Source organism: Chryseobacterium sp. Leaf405 (genome assembly GCF_001425355.1).
GTDB lineage: Bacteria > Bacteroidota > Bacteroidia > Flavobacteriales > Weeksellaceae > Chryseobacterium.
Window position 1 is genome coordinate 1 of sequence record NZ_LMQN01000010.1, and the last position, 16,251, is coordinate 16,251.

16 protein-coding genes and 2 pseudogenes are annotated in these 16,251 nt (G+C 35.9%); 9 read left to right on the forward strand and 9 right to left on the reverse strand.

Translation table 11 applies throughout. The features are described from left to right. Nucleotides 1–226, reverse strand: a pseudogene (locus ASG22_RS05790) (MFS transporter); the annotation flags it as partial. Nucleotides 227–354: 128 nt separating this feature from the next. Between ASG22_RS05790 and ASG22_RS05795 the strand changes: the two are divergent. Together ASG22_RS05795 and ASG22_RS05800 are read left to right on the forward strand one after the other, a co-directional pair. Further along, the gene (locus ASG22_RS05795; protein WP_055981945.1) at nt 355–1,215 is read left to right on the forward strand and encodes a CPBP family intramembrane glutamic endopeptidase; all 861 of its coding nucleotides are present in this window, start codon (nt 355–357) and stop codon (nt 1,213–1,215) included. Between the two features lie 256 nt (nt 1,216–1,471). After that, nucleotides 1,472–1,726: pseudogene (locus ASG22_RS05800) on the forward strand (winged helix-turn-helix transcriptional regulator); the annotation flags it as partial. Between the two features lie 239 nt (nt 1,727–1,965). Here the strand turns inward: ASG22_RS05800 and ASG22_RS05805 are convergent. Next, nucleotides 1,966–3,021, reverse strand: a complete 1,056-nt coding sequence (locus ASG22_RS05805) for a hypothetical protein (RefSeq protein ID WP_055981948.1) — start codon at nt 3,019–3,021, stop codon at nt 1,966–1,968. 119 nt (nt 3,022–3,140) lie between these two features. Between ASG22_RS05805 and ASG22_RS05810 the strand changes: the two genes are divergently transcribed. After that, entirely contained in the window at nt 3,141–4,529 is a 1,389-nt protein-coding gene (locus ASG22_RS05810; protein ID WP_055981951.1) for a DASH family cryptochrome, read from the forward strand. Between the two features lie 185 nt (nt 4,530–4,714). Next, the gene (locus tag ASG22_RS05815) at nt 4,715–5,494 is read left to right on the forward strand and encodes a trypsin-like peptidase domain-containing protein (RefSeq protein ID WP_055981954.1); all 780 of its coding nucleotides are present in this window, start codon (nt 4,715–4,717) and stop codon (nt 5,492–5,494) included. Here ASG22_RS05815 and ASG22_RS05820 read toward each other — a convergent pair. The 4 genes from ASG22_RS05820 to ASG22_RS05835 form a co-directional block, all read right to left on the reverse strand. Beyond that, a complete protein-coding gene (locus tag ASG22_RS05820) occupies nt 5,491–6,105 on the reverse strand; it encodes a hypothetical protein (RefSeq protein ID WP_131726154.1) in 615 nt (204 codons plus the stop codon). The genes ASG22_RS05815 and ASG22_RS05820 overlap by 4 nt on opposite strands. Beyond that, entirely contained in the window at nt 6,095–6,772 is a 678-nt protein-coding gene (locus ASG22_RS05825) for a DNA-processing protein DprA (protein ID WP_055981960.1), read from the reverse strand. Before ASG22_RS05825 ends, ASG22_RS05820 begins: the two co-directional genes overlap by 11 nt. Before the next feature lie 552 nt (nt 6,773–7,324). Then, nucleotides 7,325–7,732, reverse strand: coding sequence for a hydroxyisourate hydrolase (uraH, locus tag ASG22_RS05830; protein WP_055981964.1), 408 nt, complete (start codon nt 7,730–7,732; stop codon nt 7,325–7,327). Between the two features lie 166 nt (nt 7,733–7,898). Beyond that, complete coding sequence (locus tag ASG22_RS05835) at nt 7,899–8,456, reverse strand: Crp/Fnr family transcriptional regulator (protein WP_238586862.1); 558 nt, start codon at nt 8,454–8,456, stop codon at nt 7,899–7,901. 177 nt (nt 8,457–8,633) lie between these two features. Here ASG22_RS05835 and ASG22_RS05840 point away from each other — a divergent pair, with 177 nt between their 5' ends. Further along, the gene (locus ASG22_RS05840; protein WP_055981970.1) at nt 8,634–9,389 is read left to right on the forward strand and encodes a hypothetical protein; all 756 of its coding nucleotides are present in this window, start codon (nt 8,634–8,636) and stop codon (nt 9,387–9,389) included. Between the two features lie 39 nt (nt 9,390–9,428). After that, nucleotides 9,429–10,046 (forward strand): flavin reductase family protein, encoded by a 618-nt coding sequence (locus ASG22_RS05845; protein ID WP_055981973.1) that lies wholly within the window; start codon nt 9,429–9,431, stop codon nt 10,044–10,046. 359 nt (nt 10,047–10,405) lie between these two features. On the opposite strand, the gene ASG22_RS05850 is transcribed toward ASG22_RS05845, so the two are convergent. Then, nucleotides 10,406–11,575 carry a serine hydrolase domain-containing protein gene (locus ASG22_RS05850; RefSeq protein WP_055981975.1) on the reverse strand — a complete coding sequence of 390 codons (1,170 nt, stop codon included), beginning with the start codon at nt 11,573–11,575 and terminating at the stop codon, nt 10,406–10,408. Nucleotides 11,576–12,288: 713 nt separating this feature from the next. Here ASG22_RS05850 and ASG22_RS05860 point away from each other — a divergent pair. From ASG22_RS05860 to ASG22_RS05870, 3 genes are all read left to right on the forward strand, one after another. Continuing rightward, on the forward strand, nt 12,289–12,732 hold the full coding sequence (locus tag ASG22_RS05860) for a JAB domain-containing protein (RefSeq protein WP_055982044.1): 444 nt from the start codon (nt 12,289–12,291) through the stop codon (nt 12,730–12,732). Nucleotides 12,733–12,883: 151 nt separating this feature from the next. After that, complete coding sequence (locus ASG22_RS05865) at nt 12,884–13,462, forward strand: helix-turn-helix domain-containing protein (protein WP_202966693.1); 579 nt, start codon at nt 12,884–12,886, stop codon at nt 13,460–13,462. A 247-nt stretch (nt 13,463–13,709) separates the two neighbouring features. Next, nucleotides 13,710–14,081 (forward strand): winged helix-turn-helix transcriptional regulator, encoded by a 372-nt coding sequence (locus ASG22_RS05870; RefSeq protein ID WP_055981985.1) that lies wholly within the window; start codon nt 13,710–13,712, stop codon nt 14,079–14,081. A 277-nt stretch (nt 14,082–14,358) separates the two neighbouring features. On the opposite strand, the gene ASG22_RS05875 is transcribed toward ASG22_RS05870, so the two are convergent. Continuing rightward, nucleotides 14,359–15,468 (reverse strand): NADH:flavin oxidoreductase/NADH oxidase, encoded by a 1,110-nt coding sequence (locus ASG22_RS05875; RefSeq protein WP_055981988.1) that lies wholly within the window; start codon nt 15,466–15,468, stop codon nt 14,359–14,361. A 242-nt stretch (nt 15,469–15,710) separates the two neighbouring features. Beyond that, nucleotides 15,711–16,055, reverse strand: a complete 345-nt coding sequence (locus ASG22_RS05880) for an EthD domain-containing protein (protein ID WP_034979310.1) — start codon at nt 16,053–16,055, stop codon at nt 15,711–15,713. Nucleotides 16,056–16,251 lie beyond the last annotated feature (196 nt).

The following is a 16,251-nucleotide window of genomic DNA, read 5'->3' on the forward strand; positions in this document are numbered from 1 at the left end:
CAAATCCTGTTTTTCTGAAAGCAAAAGGAACCGTGGTAACCATTGCGATAGCTACACCGCTAAATACAATACTCATTAGTTCATTTTCCCGTTTCTTATCTGCTTTTGAAACGGCTACCGCCAAAGCTGTTGCAATATAAACAGGTTGCAAAAAGGCGGGTAAAATCCTCACTAGCATTAACAGCCAGTAAGGTGGTGAAAAGGACGATACAATTCCGGTGATCATAAAAATAAAAATGGCAGTGAGCATTAGCTTCTGGCGGTCAGCTTAAAAAACGTGCGGAAAATTTCAAATCTATTTTCTTGTAACAAATTCCCATTCTTTTCGTCAAATCAATCAATCATCAATCAATTATGAATCAATCAATCAAAAAAATCTTGTATTTCCCAGTTACTAAAATTATTATAGGAATTAGCGCTTGTTTTTCATTATTTGTAGTTATACAAAACTTTGTATTAAAACCATTTTTTTATAGCATTATTCAAGCTAAAAGTATTGCTGACCCAATTATAATTTTTATTGCTTCAATACTATTATTAGTTAGCTATTACTATTTATTCCGCTTATATGATAAAAGAGAAATTACAGAACTATCATTAAAACATTTACCCAAAGAAATGTTTGGGGGATTTGCTTTTGGTTTTTTGACAATTTCATTATCTATTTTCATTTTATATTTATTGAGGTACTACGAGGCTTTTAATATTACTAGTAATCACTACACCGCAAGGATGTTCACTGTACTAATATTTGCTGCGATAGTTGAAGACTTATTTCATAGAGGATTAATCGTAAGGGTAATGGAAAATTGGTTAGGTACTCACATAGCTATTGTTGTTGCAATGTTGGTAGAATTACAACACATTTTTAACCCTAATGCAAACCTTTTTAGTTTTTTTTCATATTTGATTTGGGGGTTTACAATGGCTATGATGTTTATATATACCAAAAGAATATGGCTACCTTATTTCTTCCATTTAGGTTGGAATTTTGCTCAGCCTTTTTATGGCTCCAATCTTACAGGGACAAATGATATGGGTAGTATCATTCAATCTAAATTTACAGGTCCTGAAATATTATCTGGAGGTGCAGTTGGTATTGAAGGTTCAATATTTACGGTATCATTCCTACTAATAATTGGTATTATTCTTTATTACCTTGCCAAAAGAGAGGGCAAAATTGTAGAAGGCAAACTGTTTAAAAAACGAATTTAAAAAATGTCTTTTTTAAGTGTTGATAAGTACTATTCGCCAAAAATTATAGGTGAAGTAAATGACCAATATATGAAGGTCGTAAAATTAAACGGGCTAGAAGCCAATTGACATAAAAGAAAAAATAAAGCCGCACCGCTAACAGCCGTTTCTCGCAATTTGCGAATTTTGTTGTTAAGTTCACGTTTCGCAAGAATTTTTATTTTTAACAGAAAATAATAAGTTCCGAAGTTCGCAACTGACGAGAAGCGGCAAAACGTTGATAATCTTGTGTAAATTGGAAGACGGTAAACTAAGATTTAGCGAAATCAGAAAACTAATTCCAAACATAACCGAACGGATGCTTACGCTTCAATTGAGTGATCTTGAAAAAGAAGGATTGGTAAAACGTACGGTTTATGTCGAGGTTCCGCCAAGGGTAGATTACGAACTGACGGAAATTGCAACCGATTTAATTCCAATTTGGCGGCAGTTGGAAAACTGGGGTGCAAAGCATAAGAAAGTGACAAAATAATTTGATATTGATCTGACGTTTGAAAATAAAGAAATCTATCAACTGAATCAGTCTGTTGTAGAATTGGTTATTTTATGCATTTATGAAACGTTGGTGTTTGCAAAGATCAGGATTAGAAATCGTAGTATTTTAGTAATCAACAAATTTTCTTGTAAGTACCAATCATAATAAAGGTTATCCTCCAAGGATAACCTTCAAGATTAATATATCACTCATTCTTAGCGCAATGCTGTTTTAAGTTATTGTTGCTTCACAAATATCTGTCTGATCATTCCACTTGCTGTACCGCTTGTGATCTGCTGTGCTTTTCCGTTTGTCCAATAAACGGCTTCAGATCCTCCGCCTGCAACTGTTTGATAACCTCCAACATAAATGTCATCACCGGAAACATCGAGGCTTAATGCGGCAGAATCGTTTGAACCCAATATAACGGGTGAACCATTTTTCCAGTATTTGGAAACCAGTGATTGGCTGTTAGGCAAGATGCCAGTTCCTGCAATGTAGACATCGTTTCCTTTAACCGCAATGCTTGTACCGCCCGCATATGAAGTTCCATCCTGAATAAGCGTTGGGGCTGCTAAATTTTTAGAGTATCGGGTTTGTAGTTGTCCTGAGTTATTATAAGCGACAGACCACATCATATACACATCGCTGCCCGATACGGTAATATCCTGGTCATCGGCTGTGGTGGTAAGGTCTGATAGATCACTTCTCTGACCATTTTTCCAATAGCAGGTAACGGGAGTAAGCCAATTCTGCATTCTGCGTTCGCCAATAACATAGACATCGTTTCCAACTACCGCAATGCCTGTGGCAATAACGTTCTGCGCTTCATCAGTAAGATTAACTGCTATCCCGTTTTTCCAGTATTTTGCTGCATATGTGTTTTCACCTGGCTTCATTTCCTGCCCTGCAATATAGACATCATTGCCGCTGATAAAAATATCGTTGGCATAAGCATCTCTGGATCCGTCTGTTAGATCTGTAGCAATACCATTTTTCCAGTACTTGGCCACATATTTACCGGCTGAGTTTATTTCGAATCCTACATTGTGTACATCATCTCCTACAACGGTCATACCTGTAACGTCGGAACTGCCTGATCCTTTTCCTAATAACACTGCGGTTCCGTTTTTCCAGTATTTTGCTTTGTAGCCTTCGCGGCCTGCGGCATAGACTGTAGATTCGGAAGGATTTGAAGTGTCATCATTGTCATCACTGTTGCTGCACTGTATTGACGTAATTCCTGCAAGCAAGATAATGGAGGAAGTATAAAATAGAGATCTGATGTTCATAGTAAGATATTTCCTGATCTCATGTCAAAAAGTACGCCGTAGAGACCTGAAAAGTAAAAGATTGAATCAATTAAAGATTAAAAGGCTTTGAATTTGTTATCATTTCAAAAAAAACTGCTATGAAAACAGGATTGCTTTGGTTTAAAAATGATTTAAGGCTTCACGATAATGAAGCGTTGACAAAAGCAATTGAGGAATGTGATGAACTTATTTTCTGCTATGCCATAGAAAAAAGTAACTTCAAAAAACTGGATTTAGGATTTAAAAAGTGTGATATCAATCGGTTTAAATTTATGGAACAGTCTGTTGTAGATTTACAGAATCATCTGGACAAATTAGACGCCCATTTGCTGATAGGTTCAGATTCAGCTGCTCAACTTTTGCCCGAATTGGTAGAGAAATATGATATTTCAGATATTTATGCGGAGGAAGAATATGCGAGCGAGGAGCTCAATCTGATTAAAAGGATTCAAGACAGTCTACCGTCGATTGATTTTCATTTCTATTGGGGAAAGACCCTATATCATAAAGATGATATTCCTTTTTCTATTGCAGATATTCCTTTATCGAGCAAAGCATACAGAATTCCTGCGGGGAAAGAGTCCGAACCAAGAAAAACGTTGAAGAAACCGACACAATTGGATAGCGTGAAAAAGGTGAAGAGCACCAAGTTTCCGTCCTATAAAAAGTTTGGTTTCACCAAAAAAGAATATGATTCTGCCAAACCTGTCTTAGAAGGCGGGGAGACAAAAGCATTAAAGAGACTTCAGTATTATACTTTCAAATCTGAGCTTTTGACGGGATACAGATGGACGAGAAACCGTTCTCAAGGATTGGATTACAGTTCGAAGTTATCTCCATATTTAGCCTTAGGTTGCATATCTCCGAGGGAGATATTTGAAACGGTCAAAGAATACGAAGACAAAATTAAAAAAAATCAAAGTACCTGGTGGCTTGTTTTTGAGTTGGTGTGGAGGGACTTTTTTACATTTAAAGGAATGAAATTCGGTAATAAGATTTTCAAAACGAAAGGCTATAAGAATAAAAAAATCCGCTTTGAAAATAATCAGAAAAATTTCAAAAGATGGTGTGACGGGAAAACCGGAATTCCATTTGTGGATGCACATATGAGGCAGTTAAATGAAACCGGATATATGAGCAACCGCGGTCGTGTCAACTGCGCCAGTTACTTCGTGCACGATCTGAATATTGACTGGACATGGGGAGCCGCATATTTTGAAAGCAGACTGATCGACTACGACGTGAGTTCAAACTGGATGAACTGGCATATGCAGGCTTTCGAGATCTATTACACCAATCCCATCCATCAATCCAATAAATATAAGGCACAGGATTTTATAAGGGAATGGATTCCGGAATTAAAAAACTGCAATGATATTGAAGTACTGATTCCATGGGAATACGATATTTCGGAATATCCCAAACCGATTGAGATCTTTTCAAAATGGGAAACAGCTATTAATTTAATTAAAAAAATCAAAATTTAAAAAATATATTTTTTTTGCTTCGGTTTTTGGAAAGGATTACAAGAAGATAAAATAATTTTTAGTTTCTTTAACGAGATTAAGAAAGAAAATTATTAAAATAACAGTCTCAATAAAGACTATCTTAAAGTATAAATTTATATTATAGAACAAGGCATTTAGAAACTTCAACCAAACAACTTTATATTATGAGAGAAAATAGCTATCAAAAATTTCGTGGTGCAATGGCGTATATTGAAGTTAGAGATCATCATGGAGACATAGGAATAGGTTCCGCATTTCATATCGGAAGTGGTGTATACGTAACTGCAAGACATGTAGTTGATAAAAATATTATTCTACATATATCTACGACAGAAAGCTATAATGTCCCGGACGACAAGGGAAACATTACAATACATGGCAAAGAAGGTAGATTTAAAAATATAGATGCGAAAGAATTAACGATAAAATCCGGACCATTCTATCATCCGGATGAAGATGTAGATGTTGCTATTTTTGTTGTAGAAGAAAATGATAATGTTTTTGTGGAATTAGGGGGACATTTGAATGACTGGATTTATGACGCTCAGTTTTTGCTCTGGCCCGTGACTATCATGGGTTATCCTAAAATTCCGTTCTCGCAAGGACCAATATTATTTGTGTCAACGGCGGAAATAAATGCTGTGGTCGATAAATACAATGGATTTCATCCACATTTTATTGTTTCAAGTATGGCCAGAGCAGGTTTCAGCGGTGGACTATGCTTAATTGATGAAAATGTCCTGGGAGTGATAGTAGAATCTTTGGTTTTTGATAAAAATCCTACTGAATTAGGTTACCTTTCTGTCTTGACAGTAGAGACAATCTATGATTGTCTCTTAAAGCATAAGATAGTGCCGAAGGAGCAGGAAAATATGATTAATTTATTGCATATAGGTGACAGCGGTAATGTTATCAGTTATGAAGAAGATGACAAACCTTTTTAATCAGGCAATATGACCTTGCCATTTGGTGAAAGTAGCATTTTTCCATGATCAATGTTCTCTAAAATATTTTGGTCTTCAAAGCTTTTTGTCCTGAATGGACAAAATATTTTAATTTTTTTATCAGGAAACATATTCTGAATCTTCATAGCAGAGGCCATTGCAGTCCTTCCTTGAGTAAAAACATCATCAATAAGAACGATTTCGGGCTCCATAATTAAGATGTTTTCTACTGACAGACTATCAAGATGCGTCGCAACGCTGTTCCTTGAGTTTGCATCATACTGACTGCTTGATTTTGGAATTGCCTTAGTTCGCTTAAGACAGGTCCAAACACTATTTCCAATGTTGTTCTTTAATAAGGTATCTGAAATAACCTTTGAAGGAAATACTGAGCCTTCAACTGTGGGAGAGCTACGTGGAATGGGAATTAGAACAGCATTTTTAAAATAGTTTTCCAAACCATTTTTTAGAATGAAGCTCACAAGAGCATCGCTAAATTTTGGATTTCCATTTTTACACAACCCCAGAAGCTTTTTTGATTTTAAAGCATTTTCGGAATTTCCTCTGGGTGAATACACAAGGGAAGTGAGGTATTCAAACTCAGAAAGCATAATCTGTTTTTGATGTTAGATATGGGATTTCACTTATCAAAAATTGATAATTATCATTGGTAAGAATCTGCGCGCCATATTCTAACATCTCTTTAGCCCAGCTTATATTTTTTTCACTTATAATATTTTCCATTATAAATAACTCCCTACCCAATCTTAAGGCTTCCCATCCCTGATGTTTAGTACCGCTTTTCTCGCTTGCTTCAATTATAATGGTAGCATCGCTGATCAATGCCATCGTACGATTACGAATTGGGAAATTTTTTGGTGTGACATTATAATTTTCCGGAAATTGAGAAATCAAAAGATGATGATTGGCAATTTCGTCTTGAAGATGCTTATTTTTTGCCGGAAAGTATTTGTTGAGAGGTGTTCCTATAACTGCTATTGTCTTACCACCATTTTCTATAGCTGTCTCATGGGCAACAGTATCAACACCCTCAGCCAATCCACTCACTACTATAAAATTATTCTCAACTAAAAATTTGGTAATTTTTCGTGCTCTTCGTTTCCCTAATTCTGATAGATCTCTCGAACCTACCACCGATATTCTTCTTTCAACTTCCAATAAAGAAAAATCACCCTTAAAGAATAATTCTTTAGGACTGTTTTTTTTCTCAATTTCAGTAAGTTTTTCGAAAAAATTTTGATAATCGTGTTGAGACATATTATTACAAATTTATAAAAACTAATCTAAAATATGAATTTTCCAGCAGAAAACAAATTCAATATCAGAAAGATTTTAATAATTTTCTGTTTTGATTTTATCGATTATTTGAGATTGACATTAATATTCTGTTGAAAAATAGTATCGATTGTACACCATTGTGTTTTGTGGAGATGTTCATGGTAAAATTATTATGAAAAGCCTGTCTGGAATTCACCATAAAGACGGCTTAGGTTTTTGAATACTTCATTTTTGTTTGAATGAATTACGATTCTCCGCAAAAATATTTCAAGCTTCCATCAATGTTCTTTCTTATTGTTTTCAAGGTATTGATTACAGTTTTCCTTGTACCTGCCCGAATGTTGAATCTGCACAGTAATGTTTTGAAGGTTTTACCAATCCATTAAGATTTACTTAAAAGTAGAAGACCGCAACAAAAAATAATTGTTTCAAATGATAATATTTGTTGGAGTACAGCAAATTTATGTTCTTGTTTAAAAAATAAATTGATTATGCGGTATCAAGAAGAGGATTTGTTCGTTGCATAAGAGATCAACTTCCTCGATAAGTCGAATAGCCATAAGGTGAAAGGGTAATGGGAACATGGTAATGATTTTTATCCTTTATTTCAAATACTACTTCAATAAATGGGTAAAAGCTTTCTGTTTTGCTTTTTTTGAAATAATCGCTGGTCAGGTAGATCAGTTTATATATACCTGTGTTTGGATGAGATAAAGGAAGAAAATTGGGAATTCTGCCATTTGCATCTGTTATTTTTTCGTCTACATAGATCCAGAGTTTAGATTGCTCATTGAATTTTTCCAGTCTTATGGTAACGTCTGGAGCCGGAAGACCTTTGGAAACGTCCAGAATATGTGTGGAAAGCTGAAAATCTTTGTTCTGTGCAAAAGCGCTGACAGAGAAAAGCGTGACAAGAATGGTAAGGAAAAATGATTTCATTTTGATATATTTTTTTTAATTATTTAGATGCAGTAGCTGACTGTTCCGGCTTCTTTGTAAAAACAACAGATCAAATGAATATCATCACAAAGAAGGAAACTTTCAAAACTTTTTCTGCAAAGTTAGACCGTCTGAAAATCAAAAACGTTGCTCTACGTCAACGTTTTTACAACTTTGATTTTACTCTGCTCAGCGTCGAAGGTGAGATGCCCAGATAAGAGGCAACCATCCTGTTGGATACCCGAAGTAAAAGTTGTGGTTGATATTCAATCAGCCATTTTACCTTTTCCATAGCATCAAATCCCTGAAATCCGTAGATCCTTTTCTGCGCGGTGATAAATCCAAGTTCCAGGATCTCGGTGTATATTTTTGAAAACTCAGGTATTGTATCCACAAGATGATAAAAATCCTTTCTTGAAATATAGAGTAATTCTGATTTTTCAATTGTTTGCAGATATTCTTCAGCAGGTTTCTGGTCTATAAAACTGGGTAATGCTGTGGCAAAGTTGCCTTCAAAGGCAAAATAACGGGAACTGTCTGAACCATCTTTCGTAGAGGTGAAAAGTCTGATACATCCGCTATTGATAAAGTAGTAATATTTACAAACCTGATCGTACTCAATCAAAATTTCGTTTCTCTTTGTTTTCAGTAATTTAAAACAGGATTTGATACGTTCCAGTCTGGCCGGAGAGATCTCGCCTTTGCTCACGATAAATTTTTCCAAAATTGAATACATTCAGATTTTAATTATTTTTTAAAGTTACATTTTTTATGGTGTCAGCAAATCAGAATTTAATTACACAGAAAAGGGCACAATTTTCTATTTGATGTTTCTTCATTGAGGAAATTTAATTAACTTAACTCGTTAATAAAATCTAATACATCTCCAAAAGGATCAATTATGGTAAAAACTTTCCAAATTTTAAATGTGGTTGCGTTGGTCGTAACAATTTTTGTTAACTACCTTTCCAATACCGGATTTTTCAATGATGAAACAATGGCCAGTATTTCAGGGAAGTATCAAAATCTCTTTACACCTGCGGGGTATGCATTTTCCATCTGGGGACTGATTTACCTTGCACTTTTCGGCTTTGTAATTTACTTTGGTCCGTTTACAAAAAACACCGATGCAAAGGAAAAAACGATAAGAAATACCGGTTGGTGGTTTGTTGTTTCCTGTGTGGCAAATTGTCTCTGGGTTGTTACCTGGCTTTATGAATATACACTTCTTACCATTCCGATCATGGTTATACTTCTTATTTCTCTGATGAAAATTATTTTAAACAACAAGGGAACAATCGAGGCCGGAAACCTGCAGACACTATTATTTCTCCGCCTGCCGTTTTATATCTACTCAGGCTGGATCTCGGTAGCTTTAATTGCGGATGTCGCAGCCTACCTGAAAAAGATAGAGTGGTCAGGATTTGGAATTTCCGAAACGATCTGGACGATTATAATGTTTGTCGCAGCTGCGCTTATTCACCTTTATATGCTTTGGAAACGAAATATGATCTCTTTCGTACTGGTTGCAGTGTGGGCATTGGTCGCAATTGCAGTAGCCAATAAAAATTTTAACGGGACTGTTTATTATGTTGCCATTTTTACTGCAGTATTTCTTGCGTTAAATACTGTCGTTAAACTGTTGACAAAAAAGTAAGTTATTTAAATCATAATTTTAATATTTAATTAAATCCTAATGATGTTAACCCATTTAGACAATTGCCAGATCGGAGATTTAGAAGATAGAAAAAGGATAGCACTGATCAATTCATTAAGCGGTTTTAAAAGTCTTAATTTAATTGGAACCGTAAACAAACACGGACAAAATAACGTAGCTATCTTTAATTCTGTAGTACACATCGGAGCAAATCCTCCTTTGATGGGCTTTATCTCGCGTCCGGATTCGGTTGAGAAACATACCATTGAAAATATAAGGGAAACGGCTTATTACACCATTAATCACGTCAACAAAGAGATTTTTGAAAATGCACATCAAACGTCTGCAAGATATAAGAGGGATGAGTCGGAATTTGAAGCCACGGGCTTGACTACAGATTATAAATTTTTTTTCCCTGCACCCTTTGTAAGGGAATCTAATATTCAAATTGGTCTGGAGTTAAAAGAAATTATCTCTGTGAAAACTAATAATACGCTTCTCGTTATTGGCGAAATTAAGCATTTGCTTTTCCCGTCTGAAGTTTGGGGAGAAAGTGGCGTTCTCGATATCGAAAAGGCAGGATCCATTGCCGGCTCTTCTTTGGACGGCTATCATACCACTCAATTAATGAAGAGGATGAAATATGCAAAGGCATGAAAGGTGCAATCTCACTCATATTCTTTGCAGTGCATCGTTTTTAACATATACATATAATGGAACACCATCTTATGAGAATACTGAGATGACTGCCAAGTCCCTGCATTTCTATGTATTTTAAATTGTACGGGTCAAATTATAATCTCATATTCAAAAATATCTGATCAGCATTTTTACTGGCTAGTGTCAATGTGGAATATTATCTTGACATATAAAGATACTGACTTTAATTAGAGAATCTGATCAATAGATACATTTTTTCCATAAAACCAAATAGAGTATTGTGGATTGACTTTATGAAACAACTTGATTATCGTATTTAATAGTTTTACTTCACTAAAGAATCATTTTTTCAGGGACTATTTTGAAAATTCATTTTTAATCTTAAATGTTTTTAGCCAACTCTGGTAGATTGGAAACCAGACCCGATCACCATTAGATCCATTACATAAAACAATGATACCGCTCTTAGTTGGCAGATCCAAAAATAGTGCAGCGCTCCATCCTACATTTTCGCCCGTGTGTCCCATGGTTCTGAAACCTTCGTAGTTAATGAACCGATATCCAAGACCACTTTCCCCTTCATTGGAATTTGGAAGGACAGGCGTTTCCATTAATTTGATGGTTTCAGGTCTCAAAACTTTATTCAGTTGTTTGGGATCAAGGGTAATGGACAACTCTGCGAAATGAGCAAGGTCCTTGATAGTGGTCTGAAGTCCTGCCGCTGCTTTTTCAGTGAAGATCCGGTTCTTTACAGGATTACCATTCTCATCGTATGCCGTTGCAGAATTAGCCATCATTTCGGCTGTCCACTCATAACTGCTATGTTTCATTCCAAGTGGCAGGAAGATATTATTTTTCATATAGGTGCTAAAACTTTGGTTGGTCTTCTCTTCAAGAAGCAGTTGTGCTACTGTGAAACCTCCTCCGGAATAGTCCCATTTAGTTCCCGGCTCACTGATAAGATGTACAGTTTCGCCGTTCCGTTTGGTTTTCCCGTTCAGTGATTCTTCCAAGCTTAGCAGCGGCGTTCCCTGGTCTGATCCGCCATAGCCATGAACAGAAAGTCCTGCCGTATGACTTAAGATTCGTCTTAATGTTACTTTTGATCTGTCAAATTCAGATTCCGGCAGATGCCATCGGGATAGCAATGGATCAACGGGATCGTCCAATTTGACAAGATCTTTTTCAGTGAGTTGCATAAAGCCCCACGCAGAGATCAGTTTGGATATGGAACCTACATTAAAGATCGTTTCAGAAGTTACAGGTTTTTTGCTTGCAAGGTCCGCATAACCGATTGATTGTATCCAGGTGACCTTTCCATCCCGTATCACAGCTACTGCGGCTCCGGGAACATTATTTTTTACAGTAAGCTCTTGTCCTAATTTTTTAATTTCTCCATATAACGGATCTGTTGTATGACTCATAACATCCTGTGATTTGCTTGCTGAGCAGGAAAAGATCAAAGCCAGATAACCAACAGATAAAGTAACTGCAAAGAATTTTTTTGCTCGACTAGTATATTTCATAGATTTTATTAACCAACACTCAAATGTCCGAAAAAATCAGACAATGATATACTTAATATTTCACAATAGATTTTTTTAATAATTAAACGGTTAGGACTCTACCTGATAGATAACTATCTCTGTTCTTGATCAGCAGCAGATCTATCAGATACAAGATTGCAATGCTCATTGAGCCTGTGAGGTCTTTCCTGATTTTCTGTAGCAAATATATTCCGTTGTCACTGCTGAAAAAAATCTTTTTGGGTATCCTGAATCAAAGATTCCAAACCCTCCGCGAAAAGATTTCAAGCTTTCATCAATGTTCTTTCTTATTGTTTTCAAGGAGTTGATTGCAGTTTTCCTTGTGCCTGCATGAATGGTTACCTGCATAGAAAAAGTCAGGAACCTCACAAGATGCAAACGCAGTTCATTGAAATTTTGATCCTTATTATTCTCTTGGTATAAATCATCTCATCAGATCTTAATATCAATAGACCAGTTGATAACAATCTTTTATAAATCGATCGGTCAGATACTTATGTAAACTACTTCGTCAGAAGTTATTATAGATCAATTGGTCCAACCCGATTATAATCCAATTCATTAGATGATATATTCAAATAGAGAATAGAAAAAAGTCAAAATTTCCTTCAAGCTGCAATTTACAGAATCTACAGGTTTTTAAAATGCAAGTGCGGGAAAAACAGGTCTCCGCCGTACTCGGAGCAAATTACATGAAATTTAATATTGTCAACGAAATTAAGTTGAGCTATTCAAGAAAAGGAAATTGTGAAAGGTCTGTATCATCTTCTGTCGATGCTGTGGATATTTTCAGAGAACATTTTGATGCTGAGGAAATAGATTACAGGGAATCTTTCTTTGCATTATATCTGAATCAGGCAAATAAGGTTTTGGGAATTAAGAAAATATCCGAATGCGGAATTTCTTCGACATTGGTAGATGTCAGGATTATTATGCAGGCGGCACTTCTTTGTAATGCTTCGGGGATTATTGTTGCTCATAATCATCCTTCGGGAAATTTAAAGCCATCGAGCAGTGATATTAAAATGACAGCGCAGATCAAAGAGGCGGCGAAAATTCTGAGTATGAATTTGCTGGATCATGTGATCCTGACTTCGGATTCGCATTTTTCATTTGCTGATGATGGGATGATCTGAGGAAGTATTTGTAAAAATAAGAATGTAATAAATAGTAAGAACAATTTAATTTTTAATAAGTCATTATCATGAAAAATATCGGAAATCACACGGCAGTTTCAGAGGTGAGTACTTTATTGGCGGAACTTTATTTGAGGGCATTCATGGTTTTTTGATAAAGCCACACATTTCTCATTTCTGTGTAGCAGAAAAAGGAACATTAAATATTCTAAACATTGAGCCCTATTCAAATCTAGGGTTGGAATTGGCAAGTAGATTTGAGGAGAATGAAGAGTATATCATCTTTGATCTACCATCGGAAACCAGTAAGTTTTTCAAAACTCCAAAAGACAGTCTGAATATCAATGCTCTCATCAATCGCTTGGTTTCTGATCTGCCCCCTACGAATTATGACGAACGTGTTACGAAGATCGTAGAGTTTATCGCTGATAATTATTTCAAATCTGATATAACACCAAAGACCTTTGAAGATATTGTTTTCCTTTCACCATCACGTCTTGCATCGCTATTTAAAAAGCAAACTGGAAGCAGCTTGACAAAGTATCTTTTGTGGACTAGGATGCGAAAAGCGATCTACATGACGCTCTTAGAGAAAGAAAGAAGCCTCACTGATATTGCATATGATACCGGCTTCTATGACCTCCCACAATGGAACAAGTATATGTATGAAATGTTCGGAATGCCCCCCAAAGCCCTAAAATTAAACAGTGACCTGATCCAGGTATTTTAGCAATTAAAATTTTAAATGTAGATGTTTTAGGACTATGACCTTTAACACGTACATCAGCTCTTTGAATGATTTATACAAAAGATAATAATATCATCACGATAGCGATCAATAAAATATTGACTACCCATATCCACTGATATGGGTACTAAATTGTGAATTTAATATAAAGAGGCGCACTTTTTTAAGCATATCTTTCAAGTGGTCGATTTAAAAAGGTAAATTTGCTTTACAAAAATATGGATGTCATATGTATCAAAAAAAAATACCCGTAAGCTTATATTGTGGACTGCACTATTTTAAAGAAATTCTAAATGGAAAGTGGAAACTGATGCTCATCCATTATATTTCTGAGGGATTTTTGCGCCCCAGTGAATTACAAAGAGTGATTCCAAAAGCAGATAGACGTGTGATGAACAGGCAGTTGGAGGAACTGGTGTTGCATGGTTTTATCACTAAAAAAATTTATGATGGAAAGCTCAGTAAAGTGGAATATAAACTTACGGCACTTGGAGAAAATCTATTACCACTTATTTATGAAATCGAAAGATGGGGACAGGAAAATCAGTTGGTCATTGAAAAAGCAATGAAAAACGACCCGAAATTTGAACATGTAGTGTAAAGCAAATATTAGATTTAATTTATTTTTAGGATCTTTCTAGATACATGTATTCCCGACCCTTTTGATCGCAAGTTTATGACTGTGATTTTATAGCAGAGCTGTCTTTATTTATAAGTATTTTGTGTAAGGCATCAAACGGGCAGAATAGCGCAATTCATCCCGTTTGAATTCTATTTAGATCTTGTACAAATGATTACTCCATATTATGATCTGTCAATATAAAAATTAGCAATTATTTTAAAGTGTAATGTAGAACAACTCCTATTACCATCAATTCCTAAACATTATATTTCTCTAACCAATAAGCATAGGAAACGGGCAGTACCCATGAAGGTTTATCCAGACCTAACTTCAATGCAGCGTAGAAGGTCCAATGTGGATTGGCTAAATGCGCCTTGCCAATCATTACGATATCAAGTTCTTCATTCTGAATGGCTTTTTCTGCTAAATCTGGCTCGCCAAATCCCCAGGCAGAAGCTACAGGCAGTCCGGTTTCATTGCGGATACGTACAGCTATTGGTGCCATGAAGGCCGGCCCCCAGGGAATATCTGTTTCTGCGATAGTAAATCCTAAACTCACATTCAGAAGGTCTAACCCTATGATTTTAAATTCTTTGACCAGTTCAATTGTTTCTATTACAGTCTGCTCATCATTGCCATCAAATTCTAACACACCGAACCTTGCCGTTAACGGCAGATGATCAGGCCAAACTTCACGAACGGCCTTAAGAATTTCTAATAGAAATCGGCTACGCCCTTTTACATCAACACCATATTCATCCGTACGCTTATTGGTATGGGAAGAAAAAAAACTTTGAGCCAAATATCCATGTGCGAAATGTAGTTCAAGCCACTCATATCCTGCTTCCAGTGAACGTTTCGCAGCACTTACAAAATCTTTTGTTACGCATTGTATATCATTTATTGACATTTCTCTTGGAACTTTGGATAAAGCTCTCCCAAAAGGAATATCTGAAGGTGCAATAATTTCCCAACTGTTGGCATGACCTTCGGGGATATGATCATTGCCTTCCCAAGGTATATTTGAATTTGCTTTCCGTCCGGCGTGAGCGATCTGTATCCCGGGAGATGCTCCTGCTTTTTTAATAGCCAGGGCTATATCTTGATGTTTTTCCATCTGTTCATCATTCCAAATTCCCAAGCATCCTGGTGTAATCCGTCCTTCCGGAGATACAGCGGTAGCTTCTACAATGACCAGTCCGGCACCGCCCCGGGCAAACTGGGCATAGTGGGTAATGTGCCAGTCATTTGGCATACCCTCTTCTGACAAATACTGACACATAGGCGGCACGGCAATTCTATTACGTAACACTATGCTTTTCAACTTAAAAGGAGTAAATAATTTTGGTTGAGGTTTTTCTTTCATTTAATTGTTGTGTAACCGATATACTTATTTTAAAACTTAAATTGTGAAGTAGTTCACTGATGTAAGTAGCAGACTATTTTACATTATTTTATTAAAACACTAGGTTGTCAGCTAATAACTCTCTATTTATAACGAAACAGCTTTATTTAGCCAGTCTGCGATAAGAAAGTTCGTGATGCTGTAAATCATCAACGCACATCTAAGCGGGTGACTTAAATGTGCATTACTGACAAGATTATTGCTTATTTGCCGGGTTTAACGATTGTTTCGTTGTTTGCCATTGCAATATAGTTTTCAGTGTCAAAAAAATTGGGTTCATCCGGATGAACGATTGTAAGATAGTTTTCTGACGAGAAAAATGCGTTGAAATCTTCAAAAGAGTCAAATGAGATTTCAACCACAGCATCGTATAAGGGCTTAGGAAAACCTTCAGCGATTATCGGATGATTAACTACATACTTTCTAACGTAAAGTTCTGTCTCGGGGATTGAGCAGAACAAAGGAGCATGTTTGTTTTTGTGATAGTCTATAAATTCTTCAAGGCTCATGTTTGGTAGCTTCTGTACCAGAAACGTAAATTTGATCATTATATCTTTATTTATAAGTTGGTACAAAACTACTTTATTAGGTACATCAAGTCAATCACGCACAAATTTGTGCGTTGCCATTTTTCATTTATCGATCTTGTGATCTAAAAAAAATCTTATTAAAACTGAAACCCCATCTATCTGTTGATAGGCATTTTATTAAAAAAGAAAACTGGTTCAATCTGGTGTTTAAAAT

What these genes read in the sequence shown, in the direction of transcription:
- ASG22_RS05795 (WP_055981945.1), top strand. Translation starts at nt 355, where the DNA reads ATGAATCAATCAATCAAAAAAATCTTGTATTTCCCAGTTACTAAAATT.
- ASG22_RS05805 (WP_055981948.1), bottom strand. Translation starts at nt 3,021, where the DNA reads ATGAACATCAGATCTCTATTTTATACTTCCTCCATTATCTTGCTTGCA.
- ASG22_RS05810 (WP_055981951.1), top strand. Translation starts at nt 3,141, where the DNA reads ATGAAAACAGGATTGCTTTGGTTTAAAAATGATTTAAGGCTTCACGAT.
- ASG22_RS05815 (WP_055981954.1), top strand. Translation starts at nt 4,715, where the DNA reads ATGAGAGAAAATAGCTATCAAAAATTTCGTGGTGCAATGGCGTATATT.
- ASG22_RS05820 (WP_131726154.1), bottom strand. Translation starts at nt 6,105, where the DNA reads ATGCTTTCTGAGTTTGAATACCTCACTTCCCTTGTGTATTCACCCAGA.
- ASG22_RS05825 (WP_055981960.1), bottom strand. Translation starts at nt 6,772, where the DNA reads ATGTCTCAACACGATTATCAAAATTTTTTCGAAAAACTTACTGAAATT.
- uraH (WP_055981964.1), bottom strand. Translation starts at nt 7,732, where the DNA reads ATGAAATCATTTTTCCTTACCATTCTTGTCACGCTTTTCTCTGTCAGC.
- ASG22_RS05840 (WP_055981970.1), top strand. Translation starts at nt 8,634, where the DNA reads ATGGTAAAAACTTTCCAAATTTTAAATGTGGTTGCGTTGGTCGTAACA.
- ASG22_RS05845 (WP_055981973.1), top strand. Translation starts at nt 9,429, where the DNA reads ATGATGTTAACCCATTTAGACAATTGCCAGATCGGAGATTTAGAAGAT.
- ASG22_RS05850 (WP_055981975.1), bottom strand. Translation starts at nt 11,575, where the DNA reads ATGAAATATACTAGTCGAGCAAAAAAATTCTTTGCAGTTACTTTATCT.
- ASG22_RS05860 (WP_055982044.1), top strand. Translation starts at nt 12,289, where the DNA reads ATGAAATTTAATATTGTCAACGAAATTAAGTTGAGCTATTCAAGAAAA.
- ASG22_RS05870 (WP_055981985.1), top strand. Translation starts at nt 13,710, where the DNA reads ATGTATCAAAAAAAAATACCCGTAAGCTTATATTGTGGACTGCACTAT.
- ASG22_RS05875 (WP_055981988.1), bottom strand. Translation starts at nt 15,468, where the DNA reads ATGAAAGAAAAACCTCAACCAAAATTATTTACTCCTTTTAAGTTGAAA.
- ASG22_RS05880 (WP_034979310.1), bottom strand. Translation starts at nt 16,055, where the DNA reads ATGATCAAATTTACGTTTCTGGTACAGAAGCTACCAAACATGAGCCTT.